At 68.2% G+C, this 20,762-nt stretch carries 16 protein-coding genes and 3 pseudogenes; 6 read left to right on the top strand and 13 right to left on the bottom strand.

Annotated elements, in window-relative coordinates:
• Positions 1–267: 267 nt before the first annotated feature.
• The 6 genes from ACIQMV_RS29385 to ACIQMV_RS29360 form a co-directional block, all read right to left on the bottom strand.
• A complete protein-coding gene (locus ACIQMV_RS29385) occupies positions 268–2,325 on the bottom strand; it encodes an ABC transporter ATP-binding protein (RefSeq protein ID WP_402596333.1) in 2,058 nt (685 codons plus the stop codon).
• Positions 2,326–2,564: 239 nt separating this feature from the next.
• Positions 2,565–2,981, bottom strand: coding sequence for a YeeE/YedE thiosulfate transporter family protein (locus ACIQMV_RS29380; RefSeq protein WP_141359682.1), 417 nt, complete (start codon positions 2,979–2,981; stop codon positions 2,565–2,567).
• Positions 2,981–3,691 carry a YeeE/YedE family protein gene (locus ACIQMV_RS29375; RefSeq protein ID WP_402596332.1) on the bottom strand — a complete coding sequence of 237 codons (711 nt, stop codon included), beginning with the start codon at positions 3,689–3,691 and terminating at the stop codon, positions 2,981–2,983. Before ACIQMV_RS29375 ends, ACIQMV_RS29380 begins: the two co-directional genes overlap by 1 nt.
• A gap of 1,213 nt (positions 3,692–4,904) precedes the next feature.
• Positions 4,905–5,822: a hypothetical protein gene (locus tag ACIQMV_RS29370; protein WP_402596331.1), complete on the bottom strand. Its 918-nt coding sequence runs from the start codon at positions 5,820–5,822 to the stop codon at positions 4,905–4,907.
• Between the two features lie 272 nt (positions 5,823–6,094).
• On the bottom strand, positions 6,095–6,226 hold the full coding sequence (locus tag ACIQMV_RS29365; RefSeq protein WP_402596343.1) for a DUF397 domain-containing protein: 132 nt from the start codon (positions 6,224–6,226) through the stop codon (positions 6,095–6,097).
• Positions 6,189–7,103 (bottom strand): Scr1 family TA system antitoxin-like transcriptional regulator, encoded by a 915-nt coding sequence (locus tag ACIQMV_RS29360; protein WP_402596330.1) that lies wholly within the window; start codon positions 7,101–7,103, stop codon positions 6,189–6,191. The genes ACIQMV_RS29365 and ACIQMV_RS29360 overlap by 38 nt, the downstream gene beginning before the upstream one ends.
• 156 nt (positions 7,104–7,259) lie before the next feature.
• On the opposite strand from ACIQMV_RS29360, the gene ACIQMV_RS29355 reads away from it, so the two are divergent.
• Both ACIQMV_RS29355 and ACIQMV_RS29350 read left to right on the top strand, forming a co-directional pair.
• Positions 7,260–7,715, top strand: coding sequence for an ATP-binding protein (locus ACIQMV_RS29355; RefSeq protein WP_402596329.1), 456 nt, complete (start codon positions 7,260–7,262; stop codon positions 7,713–7,715).
• 263 nt (positions 7,716–7,978) lie between these two features.
• Entirely contained in the window at positions 7,979–8,866 is an 888-nt protein-coding gene (locus tag ACIQMV_RS29350; protein WP_141359677.1) for a prohibitin family protein, read from the top strand.
• Positions 8,867–9,250: 384 nt separating this feature from the next.
• Here the strand turns inward: ACIQMV_RS29350 and ACIQMV_RS29345 are convergent, their stop codons facing one another.
• The 3 genes from ACIQMV_RS29345 to ACIQMV_RS29335 form a co-directional block, all read right to left on the bottom strand.
• On the bottom strand, positions 9,251–10,954 hold the full coding sequence (locus ACIQMV_RS29345; protein ID WP_402596328.1) for a hypothetical protein: 1,704 nt from the start codon (positions 10,952–10,954) through the stop codon (positions 9,251–9,253).
• A gap of 1 nt (position 10,955) precedes the next feature.
• Positions 10,956–11,243, bottom strand: a complete 288-nt coding sequence (locus ACIQMV_RS29340) for a hypothetical protein (RefSeq protein ID WP_402596327.1) — start codon at positions 11,241–11,243, stop codon at positions 10,956–10,958.
• 533 nt (positions 11,244–11,776) lie between these two features.
• Entirely contained in the window at positions 11,777–12,940 is a 1,164-nt protein-coding gene (locus tag ACIQMV_RS29335) for a tetratricopeptide repeat protein (RefSeq protein ID WP_402596326.1), read from the bottom strand.
• 781 nt (positions 12,941–13,721) lie between these two features.
• Here ACIQMV_RS29335 and ACIQMV_RS29330 point away from each other — a divergent pair.
• Together ACIQMV_RS29330 and ACIQMV_RS29325 are read left to right on the top strand one after the other, a co-directional pair.
• Positions 13,722–14,243: pseudogene (locus ACIQMV_RS29330) on the top strand (FtsK/SpoIIIE domain-containing protein); the annotation flags it as partial.
• Positions 14,146–15,174 (top strand): tyrosine-type recombinase/integrase, encoded by a 1,029-nt coding sequence (locus ACIQMV_RS29325; RefSeq protein ID WP_402596325.1) that lies wholly within the window; start codon positions 14,146–14,148, stop codon positions 15,172–15,174. The pseudogene ACIQMV_RS29330 and the gene ACIQMV_RS29325, both read left to right, overlap by 98 nt.
• 330 nt (positions 15,175–15,504) lie before the next feature.
• Here ACIQMV_RS29325 and ACIQMV_RS29320 read toward each other — a convergent pair whose 3' ends face one another.
• Complete coding sequence (locus ACIQMV_RS29320; protein WP_402596324.1) at positions 15,505–16,773, bottom strand: hypothetical protein; 1,269 nt, start codon at positions 16,771–16,773, stop codon at positions 15,505–15,507.
• 629 nt (positions 16,774–17,402) lie between these two features.
• Positions 17,403–17,544: pseudogene (locus tag ACIQMV_RS29315) on the bottom strand (AAA family ATPase); the annotation flags it as partial.
• Positions 17,545–17,675: 131 nt separating this feature from the next.
• Between ACIQMV_RS29315 and ACIQMV_RS29310 the strand changes: the two are divergent.
• Positions 17,676–18,359 (top strand): hypothetical protein, encoded by a 684-nt coding sequence (locus ACIQMV_RS29310; protein ID WP_402596323.1) that lies wholly within the window; start codon positions 17,676–17,678, stop codon positions 18,357–18,359.
• Positions 18,360–18,661: 302 nt separating this feature from the next.
• Here ACIQMV_RS29310 and ACIQMV_RS29305 read toward each other — a convergent pair.
• Positions 18,662–19,231, bottom strand: a pseudogene (locus ACIQMV_RS29305) (GNAT family N-acetyltransferase).
• Complete coding sequence (locus ACIQMV_RS29300) at positions 19,228–19,890, bottom strand: UTRA domain-containing protein (RefSeq protein ID WP_402596322.1); 663 nt, start codon at positions 19,888–19,890, stop codon at positions 19,228–19,230. Before ACIQMV_RS29300 ends, ACIQMV_RS29305 begins: the two are co-directional and overlap by 4 nt.
• On the opposite strand from ACIQMV_RS29300, the gene xerC reads away from it, so the two are divergent.
• On the top strand, positions 19,786–20,748 hold the full coding sequence (gene xerC, locus ACIQMV_RS29295; protein WP_402596321.1) for a tyrosine recombinase XerC: 963 nt from the start codon (positions 19,786–19,788) through the stop codon (positions 20,746–20,748). The two genes, ACIQMV_RS29300 and xerC, sit on opposite strands and share 105 nt — an antisense overlap.
• Positions 20,749–20,762 lie beyond the last annotated feature (14 nt).

Genomic DNA, 20,762 nt, shown 5'->3' with positions numbered 1-20,762 from the left:
GGATCCCGGCTCAGCCAGCCGTCGACGACCTCGGCGAGCGCGCGCGGCAGGCGCGGGCGCGCCGCGACCGGCGGGCGGCATCCGCCCTCCGCGGACACCGGAGGCCGTGGCGCGGCACCTTGATGAGGCACCGGCAGGCCCGTTCCTCGCTCCAGGAGCCCTACAGGTCGAGCCGGCCCGTGCGGGCCGGGTGCCCGAGGATCCGGTAGCCGGGGACCGGACGGATGCCCGCGGGCAGCGGCTCCACGGCCGTCTGCGTGACGGCGGTCATGACAGCACCGTGCCCTGCGACGGGGGCCCGGTGGACGAGGCCATGCTGTGCAGACGGTGCAGCCGGGCGTACATGCCGCCCCGCACGAACAGCTCGTCGTGGGTCCCGGACTCGGTGACCCGGCCGTGATCGAGCACCACGATCCGGGTGGCGTCACGGACCGTGAGCAGGTTGTGGGAGATGACGACGGTCGTCCGGCCGGCCATGAGCCGGCGCAGCGGGTCCATGATCCGGCGGCTCGACTGCATGTCCAGGCCGGTAGTGGGCTCGTCCAGGAGAAGTACCGGCGCGTCCCTGATCATCGCGCGAGCGATGGCCAGCCGCTGGCGCTGTCCGCCGGACAGTGCCTGGCCGCGCTGGCCGACCACGGTGTCGTAACCCTCCGGGAGCAGCCGGATGAACTCGTCGGCGTCCGCGGCGCGGGCCGCCTCCACGATCTCGGCGTCGGTCGCGTCGGGCCGGCCGTAGGCGATGTTCTCCCGCACCGTGCCGTGCAGGACGAGCGTCTCCTGGAGCACCACCGCGACGTTGTCGCGCACGTCGGACAGGGCCAGTTCCCGCAGATCGGTGCCGTCGAGGCGGACAGCGCCCTGGTCGGGGTCGTAGAACCGCAGTTGCAGCTTGGCCACCGTGGACTTCCCGGCCCCGCTCACTCCGACCAGGGCCAGGGTCTCGCCGGGGTGGACGTGGAACGACACGTCGGACAGCGCCCAGCGGGACGTGTCCGGATAGCGGAAGGACACGCCGTCGAACTCGACCTCGCCGCGCGCCCGGCCGATCCGCCGGGCATCCGTGGCCTCCTGGACCTCGGACCGCTGGTCGAACAGCTCCGCTATGCGTTCGGCGGAGGCGGAGGCGGAGTAGAAGGTGGCGCCGAGATGGGACAGGTCACGGACCGGGCTGTAGAGCTTGCCGATCAGCGCCAGGAAGACCAGCAGCCCGCCCAGTGTGAGGTGCCCCTGCGCGAGCTGCCAGGTGCCGAGCGCCATGACGGCGACGCCGCCGCACACCTCGATGAGCTCCACGAGCGGCTCGTAGACCGCCCCGATCCGCGTCGAGGCCATCGCGGCGTGGAAACGGCCCAGGTTCTCCCGCTCGAAGCGGCGCTGCTCCCAGTCCTGCCGGTTGTACGCCTGCACCAGGGTCATGTTGCCCAGCGACTCCTCGGCGACCGCGCTGAGCGAGCCGCTGCGGCGCCTGCGCTCGCGCGACGCCTGCTTGATCAGCCGGGAGAAGTGGACGGCGGCGCCCAGGAACAGCGGCACGATGAAGATCGCGATGAGCGTGAGGTCCCAGCTCAGGTAGAAGAGCAGGCCGAGGAAGATGCCCAGCCGGACCACGTCGTAGAGCACGTCCACCACACCCGAGAGCAGGAACGTTTCGACGGCGTCCACGTCCCCCGTGATCCGCGACAGCACGTCCCCCAGCCGCCGCCGTTCGAAGAACCTGAGCGACAGCCCCTGGAGGTGTCGGAAGACGTCGGAGCGCAGGGCGAGCAGGAAGCGTTCACTGACGTACGCGGAGGTCACTTCGTCGGCGAAGCCCAGGATGCCGCCGATGACGATGAGTCCGACGTACGTCGGCGCGATCCAGACGAAGGGGTGGAGGTCCCGCGGGACGAGTACCTCGTCCACCATGACCTTGAAGAGCCACAGTTCGGCCGCGTCGATGACGGGCCCCGTCAGACTGAGCAGGACGAGCGGCAGGAGCCAGCGTCGGCGCCCGCTGGTGTAGGGCCAGAAACGCCGGAAGATCTCGCGTGGCGGCAGCGGCGGGGCGGCAGCCACCACGTCGTCGGCGTCCGTGCCCACGGACAGTAGACGCCTCAGGACATGCCGACGGAGCGGACCGGCTCCTTCGGGCACCGGTCCGCTCCGCTCCGTGTCGCTGTTAGTAGCGCCCACCGCGTCCGTAGCCTCCGCCACGTCCGTAGCCGCCACCGCGTCCGTAGCCTCCGCCACGTCCGTAGCCGCCACCGCGTCCGTAGCCGCCACCGCGTCCGCCGCGTCCGCCGCGACCGCCGCGTCCACCGCGTCCGCCGCGTCCGCCGCCACCGCCGCGTTCACCGTAGTCCCGGTTCAGCGTGGGGAAGAGTGCGTTGAAGATCGCCATAATTCCTCCTGCTGGAACTTGTCTCCCAGTGGTTACGTCCGGGAGCGGGAATCGGATGGCGATTTAGGTCAAAACGGAGCAAACATCTCTGCCGGAGACCGCGCGAGGTCCCGCCGTTCGTGTCGGCGGGACCTCGCGGTGCGCGGTGCGTCAGGACATGAGCACAGGCCGGTCGACCTGGTTACAGCCCGCAGGAGCCGCGGTCCAGGTGGAAGAACCGGGCGTTGGCCCAGCGGCACAGCCAGATGCCGACGGCGACGCCGGCGATCGTCACCAGGGCGGGCAGGTAGCCGGAGGCGACCTGGGTGATCGGGATCGCCGGGCAGCCGCCGGAGATCGCCCACCCCGTGCCGAACAGCACCGCGCCGGGGACCACACCGGCGTGGATGCGCCCGGGGGTCCGGCGCACCCGCAGCAGGGCGAACGCGAGCATGATGATCACGACGGCGCCCGCGAAGGACAGGAACATCCGCAGGTCCTGGAAGGTGAACATGCGGTTCAGCTCGGCGTAGTCGCCGAAGCCGATGTTGGAGACGGTGAAGCCGAGGGCCAGCCCGGTGATGATGTTGGCCAGCAGAATCGCGCCCCGGGTACGCATCAGATCACCTTCCACAGGAGGAACGACACCCCGACGGCGGTGCCGAAGAACACGGCGGTCGCGACGATGCTGACCGGCCGCAGCCGGCCGCAGCCGTTCAGTCCGTGGCCGGAGCTGCACCCGCCGGCCAGCCGGGTGCCGAAGCCGACCAGCACGCCGCCCAGGAACAGCAGGACGACCATGGTGATCGGATCGCCGGTGACCAGGTCCCGGAAGCCCGGACCCATGTCGTAGCGGAGCTCGAACCGCCCGGACGCGAGCGAGGCGATCAGCCCGCCCAGGAAGATCGACACCAGCAGGGCGGCCTGGGTGAACAGCGGGGCGGGGCGCTGACTCGTGACCGAGGAACCCTCTGCCGCCGCGGGTTCGACGTCCGGCGCCGGCGTCTGCGGCACCGGCGGCGTATACGGGGCGTACGGGTCCGCGTGCGCGGCCTGAGGGCTCGCGTACGGGGACTGGGAGTCCGCGTACGAGGCCGGTGCTCCGGGCAGGGTTCCGAAGTGCTCGGCGGTGGCCGCGGCGAGCGCTTCGGCGAGTGCCTGATCGTCGGCGAACTCGTCGTCCATCTGCTCGAGACGGCGTTCGCTGCGCCAGTGCAGCACACGGTCCCAGGCCGACGACACCCCGAAGGAACGATCGGTGGTGAGGGTGTAGTTGACGGTGACCAGAGCGAGGCCGACCGCGCCCGCCCACCAGGGCCAGTAGTTCATGCCGGACCTCTCATCCAGTCGGCGATCCGACCCAGCAAACCGCGCTTCGCGCCGGACGCCTGCGCCGTGTGCCGAGCGGGGCGGTGCGCGGAGTGGGGAGTCGGTGTGTGAGGTGACGGTTGGTGAGACGGGACCGGTGCCGGGTGCGGTGCCGGGGGCGGCGCCGCACCGAACCAGGCCGTGCTCTCCAGTTGTTCGGGACCAGGTGACGCCGGCTCAGGCGGTCCGGCGGGTACCGGACGGGACCACGCGTCGGGCTGCGGCTGCGGAGCCTGACGGGGTGCCTGCGTGGGGTTGGTCGCGCTGGACCGGTTGGCACCGGACGTGCCTTCGAGGTGCCGCGCGATCGCTCCGTTGGGCAGCAGGCTGATCGGCACGCGCTCGCCGGTGAGCGACAACTGGTAGCGGGCACAGTCGTGCCACTGGTCCGCACTGTCGCAGTAGTAGTCGCGCCAACCCTGCAAGCTCGCCCTGAGCAGGGGGAAAAGCGGGCATCCCACGGCGTGCGAGCAACCCACGTTGCTCCCTCCTGACCGGCGCGCACCGCTCGTTCACAAGGGGGCGGTCGCCGTTTCCTGGTTCTTGTCCTTGCCACGCCCGCTCGACGATCTCAATACGTCGGGGGAATATCGGCACAGAGCCGTATTGTGACTGCCAGTCACCGCGTTCAGCCGTGATGGAACCACTTTCCCGGTGCCCCGGGCAACCCGATCGAGTTTTCCGGTCGAACCGCTTGACATTGCTCAGTGAGCTGCGCCACGTGAAAGATCTGTTCGCCTACCCCTGATGTCCGGATATTTGCCGGCCGACAGTGGCGTCTTTGATCGCGATTAGGTCTCATGATCCCGTCCAGTACGGGCCTGAGCCGGTGGTTTGTGGAGAGGGTGCGAATGTTCGACCGGGTTGTGGCGAGAGCGTGAATATTGCAGATCAGCCCGCCGTGCGGCAACACGGAGATCATCACCGCTTACTGAATGCGTACCCCTTCCGAACCGTTCACCTGAATCCGGCCGAAGCCCCGGACGGGAGAATTCGACACCCGCGGCACTTTCCCGACCACCGAATTCTCCCGCGCCACCACAGGAGATCACCCGACTGAACACGGATACGCGGACCGAACCCGTGCCCCATGGACAGCAATTCCCTCCTGCGCCACTTGATGAACAGCTGCCACTCCCGCAGGCCCGCCACCGTGGCTCGTGACCGCCCGGTTTCAGCCGGCCGCGCGGAGGCGGTTCGCGGGTCGGCAGTCCCGGCAGCGTCCGGGCTCCGGTGCGCGGAACACCCGCTCGCAGCCGTCACAGGTCTGGAAGGGCAGGACGGCCGGGAGACGCTCCGCGGGCGGCGTGAGCGGCGGCGGGGCGGGCAGAGGGGTCTCCCGCAGGCGGAAGGCGAGGATGCCTGCGGGACGAGTGAGGAAGCGGTCGGGCAGCCGTGTGGTCAGCAGTTCGATGATCTGGCGCGCCCCGACGCCCGCCGCGAGCCACTGGGCAACGGCCGGTGCCAGGCGGGCGGCTTCCTGCTCGGACAGGACCAGGCGCGGATCGGCCCGGCGCAGTGCGGTGAGTACGGCGACTGCCTGCGGGTCGGCGTCGGCGAGCCGGGGCTGGTGCTGGGGAACCGTCCTGGCCCGTGCGGGTGCGGGGGACGCCGTGGTTTCCGTGGCCGTGGAAGCGGGCGCGGCTTCGGTCTCCGCCACGGGGGCCTGCGTCCGGGGGTGACGGGGCTTCGGCGGCTGAGGCGGCTGGGGCGGCTGACCGTCCGGGCCACCATCCGGACCGCCGCACGGAACGTCGTAGAAGTACGTCCGCGTACGGACGTGACCACCGGGTCCGCGCTCGCGGCGGCGCTCCAGGTAGCCGAGCCGCTCAAGCTCCCGCAAGGCCCGCGAGATCAGGATCTCGCCCTCGGTGAAGTGCTCGCACAGGGCGGCGATGGTCACGGGTGATCCGTCGGGCAGGGAGAGGATGTAGACCGCCACGCCGATCGTGACCGCGCTGCCGCGTTGCTGCACGAGGGCGTTGGAGATGACGGTGAAGTCGGCGGTGAGCCGGGTGCGGACGTGGATCACACCGGAGGTCGGAGTACCGGCGTCGGCGCGCAGGCGCGCGTTAGACTGCGGATCAGCCATCGGGAAGGGTTCGCTTCCTGATCGGTCAGGCCCTCGATCGGGATTGCCGTCCCGGCCGGGGGCCGTCGTCTGTGTGCGGTTGTTGCGGCGAACGTAACCGTCCGTATCCCGCCCTCGCAAGCTGGTCACCCGGACGGGTGACGTGGGCCGGGAGGGTGGGTGGGCGGGTAGTTCTTTCCCTGGTTCTTCAAGGAGGTCAGCGGCCCACCGGACCCTCGCGGACAAGGATCCGGCGGACCCGGAAGACGGCCACCGACCAGGGCCCGGTCGGCTCAGACGCGGTGACGGCCGGCCTTCAACTGGCCTATGAAGGCTGCCCAGGAGCCGGCCGCGAAGGTCAGAGCGGGACCGTGCGGGACCTTGCTGTCACGGACGGGCACGGCGCCGGGGAACCCGTCCGCCACCTCCACGCAGTTGCCGCCCTCCTGATTGCTGTAGCTGCTCTTGCGCCACGCGGCGCCGTTCAGATCGGGACGGGACCTTCGCTCCACGGTGGTTGCCCTCCATCACGGATCGGATCATGTCGAGCGACATGAGCGGGGGCAGAGCTGCTGCCCGTAGCCGATCGTAGGTCAGCGTGAAACTCCTGACCTCGGCCGAATCCTCGATGAGCTGGCCGTAGTGCGCGCCTTCGGTGTAGGCGACTTCGGACTCGTCCGGCATGGTCAGTACCGTCAGTGAGCCGCCCATCGCATCGTGCTCGCCTTGGTCGAACGGCAATACCTGCACGGTGACATGGGATTCCGATGCGACCTCAAGCAGTCGCTCCAACTGCTCGCGCATGACGGTCTGGCCACCGACGGGACGCCTCAGTACCGCTTCGTCGAGGATGACCCACAACTCAGGCCGACCGGGAGCGCTGAGGCGTTCCTGCCGTTCCAGGCGGGCGGTGATCCGCTCTTCCAACTGTTCCTGATTGTTCAGCGTCCGGCCGACGCTCAGCACCGCTCGCGCGTACGTCTCGGTCTGCAGCAAGCCGGGCACCACGTGGGCCGCGTACTCCCTGATGGACACCGCCCGCTCCGAGTGCGTCATGAACGCCCGCGACCAGTCCGGAAACGCCTCCCGATACACGTACGGCCACAGCTCGACCAACAGGTTGTCCGCCCCGAGTGCGGCGTCGAGCGCACGGGCCAGCCGCAGCGTCGGTTTCGCCCCCGACGCGCGCTCGATCTGCGTGATCCGGGAACTCACCACATGTGTCCTGGCACCGAGTTCGGCCTGGGTCGGTCCGGCCGCCGTACGGAGTCTGCGTACCCGTGAACCGAACAGCGCAGCCATGGACGTACTGGGGTCAATTCCGTTGGCCAAGGCGTTACTTCCGTTCCTTACGAGGTGAAAGGTAAGGCTGCGCCACCTTTCGAGCGTAGGGCCGCCGGACGACTCTTGAGCACGGAACGTAATGACTCGTGCACTTGGCGGGAAGGCAGACAGGCCGTGCTGACAGGAACGACCCCACCGGGAGAGGGCGTGGCGCCCGACTACCGCCACTTCACCGCGCAGTTCGCCTCCACGCCCCGGGGCGCGAGGGTGGCCCGGCGACTTGCCGTGCGGCGCATGGAGGAGTGGGGGTACCCGCCGGCGTCGGACGCGTCGCGCACGATCGCGCTCGTCGTCGGCGAACTCGCGGCGAACGCCGTGCGACACGGCCGGGTCCCCGGCCACGGCTTCGCCCTGAGTCTCGCCCTCGACACGAAGACCGACGTGATCCGCGTCGAAGTGGCGGACGCCGCCTCGGCCAAACGCCCACCGGCGACCGCCCCTTCGGCCCATCCCGACGGGGAGTCGGGGCGCGGTCTGCTCCTGGTGGACGCCCTGGCCGTGCGCTGGGGCTGGACACCGAGGGACCCCGTGGGCAAGACGGTCTGGGCGGAGGTGTCGTGCGGTTGCTAGCTTCGGCTACGGATCATCGACATCAGCAGCGTTCGGCCCCCTGAACTGGGGTCCGTGCAGACCCTGGAGCCACCGGGTCGACCGGCTCGGTCGCAAGCCGCCCACCCTGCATCCGCCGGCAGGCGGGCCTTTCCCGTGTTGGCGGGGGCGGGCGGCGGCCGCGTGCGAACGCCCGCTGATCTTTCCGCACTTCGGATGCCATATTCTCCATGGGCGAGCGGTGCCGGGGGGTACCGCTCAAGGTCTCTCAGGGGGGAGTCACCGTGCTCGTACTGTCATGCCTTCTTGTTCTCGCCGCCGTGGTGATGTACTTCGTCGCCCGTGCCCAAGACTCGCTCCGGCTTCGGCTGGGTGCCGGCGCCGCGCTGCTCGGCAGCGTGCTCTGTGGCATCGCCAGCACTGTGTACGTCGTCAGCGCCTACGAGGTCGGCGTGCCGGTGACGTTCGGCAGAGTGGGTGCGCCGATGACGTCCGGGATGCATCTGAAGGCGCCGTTCACCGATGTCACGCCCTTCTCGACCCGTCCGGTCGACCTCAACCTCTCCGACAAGGACGTCGTCGAGGTGCGGTCCTCCCAGGGGGGTGTGATGTACGCGGAGGTGACCGTGAAGTGGGCGGTCATACCGAACAAGGCGGGGGAGCTGTACCGGCTGGCAGGGAGCGAGGACGCCATTCAGCAGCGACTGGTCTTCCCGGACAGCCGCGAGATCGTCCGGAACGTCTTCGCCCGCTACACCAGCGAGCAGGGGTACGCCTCGGCCCGAGAAAAGATCAATGCGGAGATCGACAAGTTGATCAAGGAGCGACTCGCGCCCCGCGGTATCGACATCACCGCCGTGAACCTGCGCAACGTCAGGCCTTCGGACGCCCTCCAGAAGCAGATCGACCGCAAGATCCAGCAGAAGGAGGCCACCGAGCGGGCCACTGAGGCAACCCGCACGGCGGAAGAGGAGGCCAAGCGCCGCAAGATCGAGGCCGAGGGCATCGCCCGCGCCAACAAGATCCTCAACGACTCTCTGACCGACAGGGTTCTGACGAACCAGTGCATCGACGCGTACAGGGAAGCGGCCAAGGAGAACCCGGTCTACGCCGTGCCCTGCGGCTCGGGCAACGGCACCCCGGTCATCGTGGGCGGCAGCGGCCGGAACTGATTTCTCGTGCGGGCCGAGCCGGCGCATCGTGCTCGGCCGGCACGAGCACGCCGGGTGAACCCTGTTCCTGTACAAACGCTCAGAGGCCCATTCACGATCACGTGAATGGGCCTCTGGCCTGTGTCGGGGTGGCGGGATTTGAACCCACGACCTCTTGCTCCCGAACGCGATCGGGGTCCGTGTGACCTGGATTCGGGGGTGCTGACATGCGTGTCCGTCGTCTGCCACTGTCCATGTCAGTCCGAGGCGGTCTTGGTCCGGCTGCTTCGTTTGGCCCCCTGTTTGGCCCCCTGTTTGGCCCCCGGCCGTGGAGCTCTCGGCGCGGTCAGCACGGGTCCGGTGAGCCATGACGCCGGGGGACGCCGGCTGCGCCGCTCTGGCCGGTCAGCGGCGCGGCCCGAACCGACCGAGCAGCCCGGGCGGCGCGGGCGGTGGGATGTCCACCGGCTGGGTGGTCAGGTACCAGGAGCGGGAGAAGCAGTCGATGACCAGGAAGCCGGGGCGGGGCAGACGCAGCGTATTGCGCCCGTCGCGCAGGTCGTACGCCTCAACGCTCCAGTCGTTGTCACCGGGGGTGTCCTCAGGCCATGCAGGTAGGCGGCAATCGCAGGCAGAACGGGACCGCAAGCACTGACACACGTAGCGGACCTTCCAGAACTCGTTTTGCTCGAACTGGACGGTGAGTACCGCCGGGCCGCCGTTGTAGCGAAGCACCTCGTCACCGTGGCCGCGGTGTTCGGGGGCGAGCGCGGTCGCGGCCGACAGCGGGGCGACCCGGATCGACCAACGGCGGCCGGACCAGGCGCCGACGCGCAGGTGAGTGGCGTCCGCGGGCAGGTAGCGACGGCCGTGGTACTCGTAGAGGGCGTGGACAAGAGTGTCGCCGGTTTTGGTCAGATCCTCGGTGCGCGTCATGGTCTTGATCTCGAACGAAATCTCCATGTCGCCGCGGGTGGCATCGGCCTCCACCAGGACAGGACGGCCGGGCTCGGGACGGTCGATGAGCACCTCGGTCTCGCCGGAGTTTCTACCGGTGTACACGTAGCGTTCGCCAGTGCCAGTGAGCGGCTGCTGGCGGCCGGGGCCGGAGGCCGGCGGGAGAGCGTCGATCGGGACGGGCCGGCCATGGAGCCGGGCGTCAAGACGGATCATGGCCGCGCGACCGTCGCGCAGGGCGGTCAGCGCGTCGGGTTCCCTACGCGCGGCACTGGCCCTGTCGTACGCCGCCAACGCCGCCCGGTACTCCTTCAGAACGGCGGGGGTGGCATCGGGGCCGTTGACATTCAAATCCAAGGCGGCCACCTCCTCCCCGAAGGCGGTCACCGACTCCTCTACCGCTGCGCGCACTCTCCGGCCCGGCATGTCGCGTTCTCGGGTCGCCACGAGAAGCACTCCGACCAGGACCAACCACAGGACGATCACTCCGACAGGGCCGGTCCACATGCCGAACACTCCGGCCGGAATCACACAGCCCACGGCACCGAACGTCTGTCCCAAGCGCTTCCCGAGACGTTCGGGCAGCCCCGTCGCGGCATAGCGGGGAGCGCGCGCGACCGCGTGTCCTCCGGCGTAGACAGCGAAGAGGCCGATGGCGAACGCGGCCAGGGCCATGTTCGTGGCGAGCAGGGACAGTCCTCCGGGCTCCTCGACGGAGTCCTGCGTCACGCCGTCCTTGCCCACGGCGATCGCATAGTCGCGCCACATGGTGACGGTGACCACGTCTCCGGCACGCAGATGCCTGAGCAATGGCTCGGCTCCTCCCATGGCCACTTTCCGGGGCACGCCGGGTCCGGTGAGCAGGAGGTCGTAAGTCTTGCCTCCCTTGGACGGTTCCCGGATGTCCGTGTCGCGCACGGTGGCCTGGACGGAGCGCAGGCAGTCCACGGTGACTACCGCCTCACAGGGGCGGGCAGCCTGGTAGGCGCGCTCCTCGGCCATTTGATCGGGCACGAGGATCAGCCCGATGCCGGCGAAGAGGAGCAGGGCGACGCCGAGCAGTAGGGCGACGGCTCCCCAGCAGAGGTGCCAGAGGGTACGCAGTCGCCGAGCACGCCGGGCAGCACGTGAGTCATCGGGTTCGTACGGCATGTCAGGCCCTCCGCCGCACGCGGGAGCAGACCGTGAACATAGCCATCGCGACCACCAGCCCCGTCGCGGTCGCCATGGTGTCGGCGAGCAGCCGCTCCACATGAGGTCGCAGCCAGTCGACCAAGGTGAACACCACGGCCGAGCCGGAGACCGCGGCCACCAGCCCGGCGCCCCAGTGACGGTGCCTGTTGTAGAACCACCGGCCCAGCACCATCACCACTGGTGCGGCGACCGGAAGCTGCCGCTCGTCGAACAGCTCCAAAGCGGCCCACGTGATGACGAGCACCATCGCGCACCCCACCGCCACTCTGGCCGCCTCAGCCCACATCACGGGCCAGTCCTCGCTCACCACGACGTTTCCCCCTCCCCCTGCGCGCCGTTGTGCCAAACGGCGTCGCATCGACGGCAATTGAGCCACACCAGCCCCTAAGCGCGCCATACCGGCCCCCGGCACGATCAGCGGACATCCTTTCTGGCCACCCTCGGACGCCCGGAGCACAGCCAGCCCACTTCCAGCGGGCACCGCCTACGCCCTGCGGCCTGCGGTTTCCCTGGCAGCTAGCGCCGCCGGGGGACGCCTGGGGAAACAGAAAGGTGGAGCCGTCCTGGGATTCAGGACCCGGGACCTACGCGTTACGAGTTGTCCGATTTTGGTCCGGGGCGTTCACAAGCGTCCACAGAGACAGTTCCTTGCCTGCTCAGCGGGCGTTTCAGGCGCAAGGGAGGGAACGCGCATCCTCCGACGACGCGGTGCGCTGGTGAGCTGACGCCCCGCGCCGATCTCCTGCGAAGTTGAGACCTGCGGCTCAGTCGATACTGAGGCTAATCCTCGCCTCCCCTGAGCACTTGCTCCGCTTCGCCGTCTGCACCGACCCCGCGCAGCGACGCCGCGGCTGCCTCCCGCACCTCCCGCACCTCACCCTCCGGACGCCCCGCCTGCGACAAGGTCCGCGCCAACTCTGCCAGTGCCCTACCTCTCAGGAAGCCATCCCCCACCTCCACGAACAGCGCTGCCGACCGCTCTCCTGCCTCCTCCGCCAGGCCGAACTCACCACGGTCCCGCAGCGCCATGCCGAGGTTGTTCCACGCCCTGGCTTCGGCGTGGGTGTCGCCGAGGTCGCGGAAGACATCGAGGGCGTGCTGGTAGGCGTCGAGGGCTTCCTCATAGCGGCGCGACTCGTCAAGGGTGCCGCCGAGGTTGTTCCACGCCCTGGCTTGGCCCAGGCGGTGGTCCACTGTTGTGGTGGCGTCGAGAGCGACAGTGTTGACAGTCAGCGCACCGTTCAGGAGCCGGCGGGCGTGGAGGTACTCGGTGACGAGGCTGGGCAGGCTGGCCGCGACGTCGAGGTGGCCGCCGTCGCGGGCAGCCTGGGCAGCGGCGACCAGGTTGGCGCGCTCGGCATCGAACCATGCCATTGCGCGGGCGCGGGCGCGGAAGCGCGAGGCATTGCCGTCGGCGGAGGGGTTGAGGTGCACGGCCGCGTCCTGCGCGAAGTGCATGTAGTGCTCCAGGAGCCGCCTCAGGGCGCGTTCCGTGGCGACGGGATGGTGGGCGGCCTGCTCGGCGGCGTAGGCGCGGATGACGTCGTGCATGCTCCAACGGCCGCTGTCTGGGTCTTGGCGCAGCAGGCTGGCCCTGACCAGGGCAGCCAGCCGTGGGCGGACGTCCTTGGCCTTGCCGACTCCGCTGATCGCCGCGGCGGTCTCCAGCGAGAGGTCCGGCCCGGAGTTGACCGTCAGCAGTCGGAACAGTTCCTCCTGGGGCGGGGCCAGGCGGCGCACCGACCGCTGCACGACCCCGCGCACGGCGCGGGAGCCGTCGTCCAGCACGTCCAGCCTGCCTGCAGGGTCCTCCAGGTCGGCGGCGAGGTCGGCAGGCTTCAGGGAGCGGTCGGCGACCAACTGGGCGGCGGCGATGCGCAGGGCCAGGGGCAGGCAGCCGCACAGTTCGGCGACGCGCCGGGCACCGTCGACGTCGGCAGCCACCCTTCAACCCCTTAGGGGAAGAAGACCAGCAGCGGCCCTACATGGATCCGAGGCATCTCGGTACTGCTGTCCCGATCTTCCGGCATCTGCTGCGGTTGCTGTCAGCTACTGGCGTCTGCTCCTCGGCGTCGGAACAACCGTCGGGTGCCACGCATGAAAAGGATGAACACCGTCCGGACGGCCATGAACACAGTGGTGAGGGCGAGCGCACGGGCAATCACGTCAATGATCGTGGTCCAGGGATCGGGTAGGTCAAGAAGGAGCGAGAGCTCTCCGAGCGCTGTGGCCAGCCCGAACATGAACGGCAGCCATTCCCAGTGAGTCCGTGAGCCCCGCCTGACTGCCGTCTGCCGCCTCCGACGGGTCCACAAGCTGAGGATGACGCTTAGGACGATCAACGATGCGGGCACCCATAGGTCCGACCAGTGCACCGTGAACTGCATGGCTCCTCCCCCTTACCGCTCTGAGCCCTGCCTATACGGGCGGTGAGCCTATCGCGCGGTCGGCGGCGGCCTCAGAACCCACCACTCACCCCAGCTCCCATCCCGTCCGCCGTCGACCCACGCCCGCTCGGCTCTGCCTGGGTCGAAGGTGGACGGGATGGGAGCTCCCTGCGCACGCCACTATGGACCCGCGGTCGGGTACGGCCCCCTGCATCCCGGTGCCGGCCGATCCCCCGCCGGAGGCACTGTTCTGACCTCGGCTGTGCCGTCTCAGTCCAGCCCCGGCCTGGTCTTCGCCCCCTTGTGGGCGCGGGCGGGCGACGGCGCGCGGCCCCGGGCCGGCGCGGCTGGACACCCGGCCGATGCGGGTTCCGGTCGCCCTGCGTGAAGACGGCTCGGTCCACTACCGCGACTACCGGTCGATACCCCACGCGCTCACCCTTGGCGCCACGGAGTCGGGCAAGTCCGTCTACCAGCGCAACCTGGTGGCCGGGCTCGCCTCGCACCGGGTCGCCCTGGTCGGCATCGACTGCAAGCAAGGGGTGGAACTGTTCCCCCTGGCCCGGCGGTTCTCGGCGCTCGCCGACAACCCCGATACCGCCGCCGAACTCCTCGATGCGCTCGTGACCCGGATGGAGGGCGTCCATCAACTCATCCGCGCCGAGCAGCGGATCAGCGTTGACGTGCCGGATGCGGAGATCGCGGCCGATATCTGGAGCCTGCCGGAAGAACTGCGGCCGGTGCCGATCGTGGTCCTGGTCGATGAGGTCGCCGAACTCGCCCTGTTCGCCAACAAGGAAGAGGAGAAACGCCGGGACCGGATCATCACCGCGCTGGTCCGCCTCGCCCAGCTCGGCCGCGGACTGGCTCGCGTACGGCCTGGTGGGCATCGACCCCACCACGGCCAAGACCTGCGCGATCCTGAGTCAGACGCACGTCATCCCGTCCCTGGGCGCTCGCAAGCTCCGCGACCTGAGTGCGGAGGACGTAGACCGCTGGCTCGCTGCCAAGGCAAAGACCCTCAGCACGCGCACCGTTCAAGCGGTTCACTCGTGCCTCAACCGTTCGGTCAAGCGGGCCATGGCCCGAGACAAGGTGAAGCGGAACGTCGTCGAGCTGTGCGCAGTGCCCCAGGGGCAAGCCGGACGCCCCTCCAAGGCGCTCACCTTCGCTCAGGCTGAGGCCGTACTCAAGGGCGCCGAGGGGACCTCGATGTACGCGTACATCGTCGTAGCCCTGCTTACGGGTGCCCGTACCGAGGAGCTGCGAGCGCTCACCTGGGACCACGTCTTCCTGAAGGGCAAGCCGGACGTCGACCCGCCGCACATCGCGGTGTGGCGCTCGGTCCGCCGGGGCGGAGACACCAAGACCCGGAAGTCCCGGCGCACCCTCGCTCTGCCGACGCGCTGCGTCGAAGCTCTCTGGCAGCAGTTCGAGGATCAGGGCTGGGATCGGCTTGCCGCTGACGAGAAGTGGGAGGAACACGGCCTCGTCTTCTCCTCAGCCGTGGGCAAGCCGCTCGACGCGGCCAACGTCCGCCGCGCCTTCCGCCAGGAGGTCAAGGATGTTGACGGCATCAACGCCGACGAGTGGACGTCTCGGGAGCTCCGGCACAGCTTCGTGTCCCTGCTCTCCGACCGTGGCGTCCCGCTGGAGGTGATCTCCCGGCTTGTCGGGCACTCCGGGACGGCCGTGACCGAGGAGGTCTACCGGAAGCAGATCCGGCCCGTGAACCAGACCGGCGCTGTGGTCATGGACGGGATCTTCGGCACCGATCCGCAGCAGCCTTAGACACGCGGGAACCGATAGTCACGCAGATAGACACGCAGACGAAAAAGATGGCCAGCCTACTCGCGTGAGTAGGCTGGCCATCTGGTGTTTCACTGTCGGGTGGCGGGATTTGAACCCACGACCTCTTCGTCCCGAACGCGATTCGGGCTCTCCATGGCTCCGTTGCGGCGTGTCAGCCCGCCCGTGCGACTCCAGCGGAGTCCGTAGCCGTCCGGCATGGTCTAGGTGCTGCTGCTCCGTTTGGCCCCCTGTTTGGCCCCCAGCCGGTAGAGGGACCGTGCTGGATGCCGGGCTACAGAGCACTCGGAACAGCGCGCGGGTCGTCTTCGCCTACGCCTGGCGGTCGTGCTCACGTAGCTTGCGCATGGCCAACACAGAGCCGTCCGGATGTACTGAGACTGGGCCTCCCCAATGGGAGTTCCAGGAAGCGTGTGGCCAAGCGTCGCGACGGGCGTAAACCTCATCGCGGTACTGCTGCACGCGCCCCGCTTCCAGGTGAGTGAAGAGGTCCTCGGCGACACCGGAGAAAGCCTCCACACGTGTCCTGTTCAACCGGAAGACATGATCGGTGCCGACGAACGGGACACCGAGAAGCTCCTGCCGCGCGTCCTGGACACTGCCAGTGGCTGCGTGCGCGAAGCCTGTGAAATGGCGCTGACCTTGCCGTTTGGTGAGGTACTGCACGGTTGCATCGCCATCGCCAGCGAAGGCAGTCAGTCCAGCGGCGAAAGTCCGGGCAAGGACGTGCCTGAACCAGGCGTAGTGCTGTGGCTGGACGTGGAAGCCAGGCTCGGGCTCCTCAGACGGTGGAAGGATCCCCGGGTAGATGTTCAGTTCCTCAACCTGTTGATCCAAGTCTCTGTTGCCGCTGCCAGCGGAATCGCTCAACCAGCCGTCCTTCCCGAGGGCCTGTAGGCCGTGCACGGTGAGGGGGCCCTCCAAGGGAAGTTCCGTGCTGAACAGCAGACTTGGCGTTTCGTTCCAGGCTCCCACGTGGACTGCTTCCACGTGGGCTGAAGCAGAAGCGAGCTGGTCATGCGACGCGGCAGCGTTGCTGTGGTTCCCCTTGGATTCGATCGGAAAGACCCGCGACGGCTCTCCCGGCCTCCAGACCTCGGCGAAGAACCGGGGACGGTACCGGTAGCCGGATCGATGCCCTTTGTCCCTGCTCGTGAGGGCCCAGCCAGCCCGAAGAGCAGTGTCCGCGGGAATGATGGATACGAAGTGATGGGGGTAGCGCCGGCCTAGGACCTGGGTGGCAACGGACAGGGCAAGGCCGGTTCCCAGTTCGCTGGACTGGAGTGCCTTGTAGTAATCCGCTGTCTCACGACCTTCGGCAGACAGGCCCATGTAAGCGCTTGGTTCACCGATCAGCGCCTGGCTGTACTTCAAGCTGCCCCAATGTTCGGCAAGGCCGCGCCCCGCTCCCCTCCGAGCCAGAGCGATAGACCGTCCCAACGTGTGCAGCACCTGCCACGGAGTCAGCCGGAACGAGCCGATCTCTGTCGCGGGTATCGGCTGCAGGGCGGGCTTACGACGTAACGCGTCGAGTTCCTTGTCCCTGCGCTTCTTGTCATCGTCCGCTGCTGCTGCGTCCACTTCGCCAGACAGCGCCCTGCTCGAGTGGACTGCTACGTTGGTGGGCTGCGCAAGATCCCTGAGTACCTCTGTTGCTGGCTTCAACCTGCTCCCCCCTAGGGTTCAGACCGAGCGCTGGCAGATGACCTTGCAACCTAGGTGAGCGACTGAGGGTGCACGCAAGTACGCATGGGCGCACGGACGACCCTTCCTGACAGACCGAGCTGTGACGCGCGGGACCACGCATTACGAGTTGTCCGATCTTGGTCCGGGAGCGTCCACCGCTGTTCGCCGTGCTGCTTATGCCCCTGGTCAGAGGAACCACCGGGCTTCGACGGACGTGGACGGACCACCCCGGAACGAACGGCGATCGAGACCACGGCTGAGACCACGACTTCCTCGACCCGGATGGCGACAACCTCGAGATGCTGGAGACGAACTCCGTCCGACTGCCGTTTCCGGCGTATTCCATCGGCGAGGAAACCCGGTGGTTCCTGGGCAAAGACGTCCTTCTACGCGAGGACGACGGCGCGGCCATCCTGGCCCGCGGCCGGACGGTAGAAGACCTCGACGGCGTTCGTGACCTGATCCCGCGCGACTGGCGCAAACTCTCGCTGACCACGTCCCAGACTCCTGCCGACCCGTTGGAGTCAGCCCGAGCTCTGCTGTTCGGCGCGGGCTCGGGTGGTGGCGAGGCGGTAGGAGTCGGTGCCGGTTTCGATGATGTTGCCGTCGAAAGTGAGGCGGTCGACGATGGCGCGCAAACAGTGGTCCAGTAAAGGTCTTGGGCCAGCTATACGAGAGCCGGACCTGACCAGCCGTTAGATGAGCACGTTTCGGAGACCGCCTTCTCAATGCCCTTCCCACACCGATAGCGTGCGGGCTCGCAATCTCACACGTTTCCAGTCCTCGGGGGGACACACTTGTCCACGCCGCCGCCTTTCCAGGACGCGACCGACACTCCGCCGGCCCAGCCGGGCTACGGCCCGTTCTGCCGGTTCTGCGGCTCGATGCCCGCCGTCGAGGCCACCTTCCGCGGTCACCAGGGCTTCCTGGTGATCATGAGGTTCCTCAAGCTGCAGGGCCCGTTCTGCCGCACCTGCGGCATCGCCACCCATCGTCGGATGACCGCCAACAGCCTCTGGCAGGGCTGGTGGGGCATCGCCTCCGTGGTGATCAACCCGATAACGATGCTGATCAACCTGCCCCAACGCGCCAAGGTCAGCAAGCTGGGCGACCCCATCCCCGGCGCCCCGGGCCAGCCCATGGACCCGGGCAAGCCGCTGTTCCAGCGGGCCGCCATCCTCGGCTTCCTGATCCCTGTAGTCGCCATCGGCGCCGTGGCCTTTCAGGCCCAGCGTGACCCGTCCCTCGCGGCGGTCGGCGATTGCGTGCGCAACCAGCACGTGACCACCGGCAGCGAGGACACCGACCCCGACGTGGTGGTCGTTCCCTGCTCCGACCCGGCAGCCGAGGCCAAGATCATCGCCAGGGAAGCCGGCACCAGCGACAGCGAGGCCACCTGCCGCAAGTACGTGGACGCCGACGGCTACTTCATACGGAAGGGCTCGAACCCTTACACCCTCTGCCTGCACTTCTTGAAGTGAGCCCGTCGTTGTGGCTGACCGCCTCCTACGCGCTCGGTCACAACAGAGGGCTGGTGACTCGTCGACTCTCGGAAGTGCCATCTGCGCAAGGCTGAACTCGCATCACGCAGGCGGCACCTCCGTGAGACACCGCAGGTCAACACGACATCCTATGATGCGAGCTGTGAGCCCCTACACTGTGACAGGTCAGTGCTTCCTGACTCAGGTCTGCGGTGGCCTACGGCACGAGGCCGCTGGTGAAGCCAGCGCTGCACTTCGACTCGGCGAACAAGAAGGCGACGACGGCGCGTGCAGCCTTTGGGTTACGGGAGACCTGCAATCCGTTCCGGAGCAAGCGTGTCGTCCGTAAACCCGTGCTCTGCCGGACGTGCGCCACGCTGTGCCAGCCACCCTGACACCCTCGGGCCGCCGTTTACCGCTGCGCCCTGCCGGACAGTACGAATGTGCTGAAACCCTGGCGGAGGTAGTAGGCCTGCAAGTCCGTGTTGGTCGTCCAGGCGTCCAGCCTGAGCCACTTGGCTCCCGCGCGATAGGCGTGATCGCCCGCCCAGTCGAGTAGCCGACCGCCGACGTTCCGGCCGGCGTGCGTACGTGCCACAGTCAGCTTGTTGATGAACAGGCTGGGCTCCCGAAGTTCTTCCTCGGTCCAGAGCCCCTCTTCTGCCTCCGGAGTCAGGGTGATCGTGGCCGCCGTGGTGTCGCCGTCGTGGACTATGAACACCACCCCAGCGTCAATCGTGGCGAGCAGCTTTCCCGCTGGGTACGGGCGCTGCCACTGATCAGTACCGAGGCGGGACAGCCAAGCTGCTCGCCTCCTCACGGAAGGCGAGCAGCTTGGCCAGGTCCTGCGGTTGTGCGGGGCAGATTCTCACTGAGGCTCGTTCTCTTCGCGGCCGGACAGGTTGCCGATGTCGTAGTTCATCTGGTTCAGGTCGCCCCGGAAGGTGGTGACGGTGCATCGGATCGGGCGATCCTCCGCGTAACCGATACGCGTCCAGAGCAGCACTGGCACACCAGCTCCGATCTCCAGCAGCCGCGCCTCTTCGGGAGTCGGCATCCGCGTGGCGATTTCGTCGAAGTACCCCACCTGCTCGATTCCGTGAGCTGCGAGATACCTGGTGGTCCCCTCGTCTATGTCGCCCGGCTGAGCGAGCCGGGGGGCCTGCTCGACGAGCCACCCCGGGTACCAGGTGGCCTGCGTGGACCACGGCACGTCGTCTACGAAACGGTGGCAGAAGCGCATGACCGTCGTAGACCCGGCGTCGACCTTGAGTCGTTCCGCGACCTCCTTGGAGGCCGGGCTCATCTCGACTCGGAACGTCTGGTGAGGGCGACGGCCGGCACTCGTGACGTCTGTGTTGTACGCGTCGCCGTTGTGCGGGAAGTCCAGGTTCTCGAACCGAGAGGCGTTGAGCTTGAACACCTCGTGAGACCGCACCTCGACGCGGTAAACGACTGGCTGGAACGCGGGCTCAAGGGACGCGACGAGAAGGGCACCATCGGCAAGAACCGTGCGATGGCGAACAAGCACCTCCTCCCGCTCATCGGCAAGGCCAAGCTGAAGGATCTCAGCGCGGACGACGTCGACGACTGGTTGGACGGCAGGGCCGAATTCCTCGCGACGCGAAGTCTGCGTGACCTGCTCGCCATCCTGCGCCGTTCCATCGAGCACGCTCAGCGCAGGGACAAGGCCGCGCGGAACGTCGCGCTGCTGGTCACCGCTCCGGAAGGACGGCCTGGGCGTCCGAGCAAGGCACTGAACCTGGAGCAGGCGGAAGCCGTGCTCGCAGCCGCTCGCCCGTCGCGGCTGTACGCCTACCTCGTGCTCTCGCTCCTCAGCGGCGTACGCACGGAGGAAGCGCGGCCTCTCACCTGGGATCACGTCTTCCTGGAGACGGGGGACGGCATTCCGCCCCACGTCGCCGTGTGGCGCTCGGTGCGCAAGCACGGCGAGACCAAGACCAGGAAGAGCCGTCGGACCATCGCCCTGCCGAGGCAAGTGGTCGACGTCCTCGAAGAGCACAAGCGGTGGCAGAAGCAGGAGCACGCATCGAGAGGGATGGAGTGGAGTCCGACCGGTCGCGTCTTCACATCCCGGACCGGTGAGCCGCTCGATGCGGCCAACGTCCGGCGTGACTTCAAGGCCATCGTCAAGAGGGCCGGACTGGAACCGGAGTGGACGCCGCGCGAGCTGCGGCACAGCTTCGTCTCACTGCTCTCGGACCACGGCATCCCGCTGGAGCGCATCGCGCAGCTTGTCGGGCACACGAGCCAGGCGACGACAGAGGCCGTCTACCGCAAGCAGCTCCGGCCGGTCATCACGCAGGGCGCGGAGGCCATGGACGTGATCTTTGCTCAGCGGCGCGAGGCAACCGCACGCGAGGCTTGATCAGAATCCTTTGG

It is taken from the genome of Streptomyces sp. NPDC091412 (genome assembly GCF_044756885.1).
Classification (GTDB): domain Bacteria; phylum Actinomycetota; class Actinomycetes; order Streptomycetales; family Streptomycetaceae; genus Streptomyces.
This window is presented reverse-complemented; position numbering and strand designations above follow the sequence as displayed.